The sequence below is a fragment of the Variovorax sp. 01N429 genome, from assembly GCF_056399425.1.
Window position 1 is genome coordinate 1 of sequence record NZ_JBFTRG010000045.1, and the last position, 1,885, is coordinate 1,885.

The 1,885-nt window shown below is 62.4% G+C and carries 2 protein-coding genes; both read left to right on the forward strand.

Features of this window, described 5'->3' with window-relative positions:
• A partial coding sequence (locus tag AC1DSF_RS30460) for a methyl-accepting chemotaxis protein (RefSeq protein ID WP_478184045.1) occupies positions 1 to 888 on the forward strand: 888 nt, incomplete at its 5' end.
• A gap of 56 nt (positions 889 to 944) precedes the next feature.
• Positions 945 to 1,885: methyl-accepting chemotaxis protein (locus AC1DSF_RS30465; RefSeq protein WP_478184046.1), on the forward strand; the 941-nt coding region annotated here is incomplete at its 3' end.

A 1,885-nucleotide genomic window follows, 5' to 3' on the forward strand; every position in this document is an offset into this window, starting at 1 on the left:
GCATCGAGCCAGATCGCCACGGGCAACCAGGACTTGTCCTCGCGCACCGAAGAGCAGGCGAGCTCGCTGGAGCAGACCGCCGCTTCGATGGAAGAGCTCACATCGACCGTCAAGCAGAACGCCGACAACGCGCGCCAAGCCAATCAGCTCGCCGTCTCCGCTTCCGAAGTGGCGGTCAAGGGCGGCAGTGTCGTCTCGCAGGTGGTCGACACGATGGGCTCCATCAATGCATCGTCGCGCAAGATCGTGGACATCATCGGTGTCATCGACGGCATTGCATTCCAGACCAACATCCTTGCCTTGAATGCAGCGGTCGAAGCCGCCCGCGCTGGCGAGCAGGGCCGCGGCTTCGCTGTCGTGGCCTCCGAAGTGCGCAGCCTGGCCCAACGCTCGGCCGCCGCAGCCAAGGAAATCAAGACGCTCATCGGCGACTCGGTTGAGAAGGTCGAGGAAGGCAGCAAACAGGTGGCCGAAGCCGGAAAGACCATGGAAGAGATCGTCGACAGCGTCAAGCGCGTGACGGACATCATGGGCGAGATCACTGCCGCGAGCCAGGAGCAGACGTCCGGCATCGAGCAGATCAATCAGGCGATCACGCAGATGGACCAAGTCACGCAGCAGAACGCGGCACTGGTGGAAGAGGCATCGGCAGCAGCGCAATCGCTGCAGGAGCAAGCCGGGGGCCTTTTGCACGTGGTCGGAACCTTCAAGCTGGACGCGAGGAGCCACTCCAAGCCCAGCCTACCGCCGGCGGCAGCCGCGCCGCGCAAACCGTCAGAAGCACGCAACAAGGCGCTCCAGAGTCCACGGGGCAACGGTCGTGGCGTCGAACCCCAACTGGCCGTGAGCAGCGCCAGCGCGGGCGCGGGCGACTGGACCGAGTTCTGAACGAACGCTGACCTCTTCCAAATACATCACCGAGGGCGAATGCCCATAGAGAAATCATGAAAGCGTTCTACAACCTCAGGCTCGCGACCAAGCTTCTCGCGTCCTTCATTGCGGTCCTTGCATTGACCGTCCTCGTCGGCGTCTTCTCGATCGTGCAGCTCGAGAAGGTCAACCAGATGTCGACCGACATCACCACCAACTGGATGCCCTCCACGCGCTCGCTGCTCGAATTGAAGGGCTTGATGTCGCGCTACAGGGCGCAGGAGTTGCAACACATCCTCTCGTCGCAAGAGGCGGAGATGAACGACTACGAGAAGTCGATGGGCGCTACCTGGAACGAACTGACGAAGACTCGCGCGGTCTACGAAAAGCTCTTGTCCGATTCCCAGGAGAAGGCCGCCTACCCCGAGCTCGTCAAATTGCTCGACCAGTATGCGCAAGAGCATGAAAAGGTGATCGTCCTTTCGCGAGCGCAGCGCAACGAAGAAGCGACGGCGCTGGTACGGGGCGAATCGCTGCGGCTGAACCGTGAACTGAACACCATCCTGGACAAGCTTGCCACGGTGAATACGACGGGCGCGGCCAATGCCAGCGAAATGGGCGATGCGGTCTACGCGCAAGCCCGCCGATGGGTGCTCGGTTTGCTGATCGGCAGCGTTGCCCTGGGCCTTCTGCTCGCGGTCTTCATTGCGCGCCTCGTCTCGAAGCCGCTGGCCCACGCCGTCAAGATTGCGCAGTCGGTGGCGTCCGGCGATCTCACCAGCCGCATCGAAGCGCAGACGAAGGATGAGACAGGCCTCTTGCTCGAGGCGCTGAAAGAAATGAACGCCAGCCTGGTGAAGATCGTCGGCGAAGTGCGTACGGGCACGGACACCATCGCCACGGCATCGAGCCAGATCGCCACGGGCAACCAGGACTTGTCCTCGCGCACCGAAGAGCAGGCGAGCTCGCTGGAGCAGACCGCCGCTTCGATGGAAGAGCTCACATCGACCGTCAA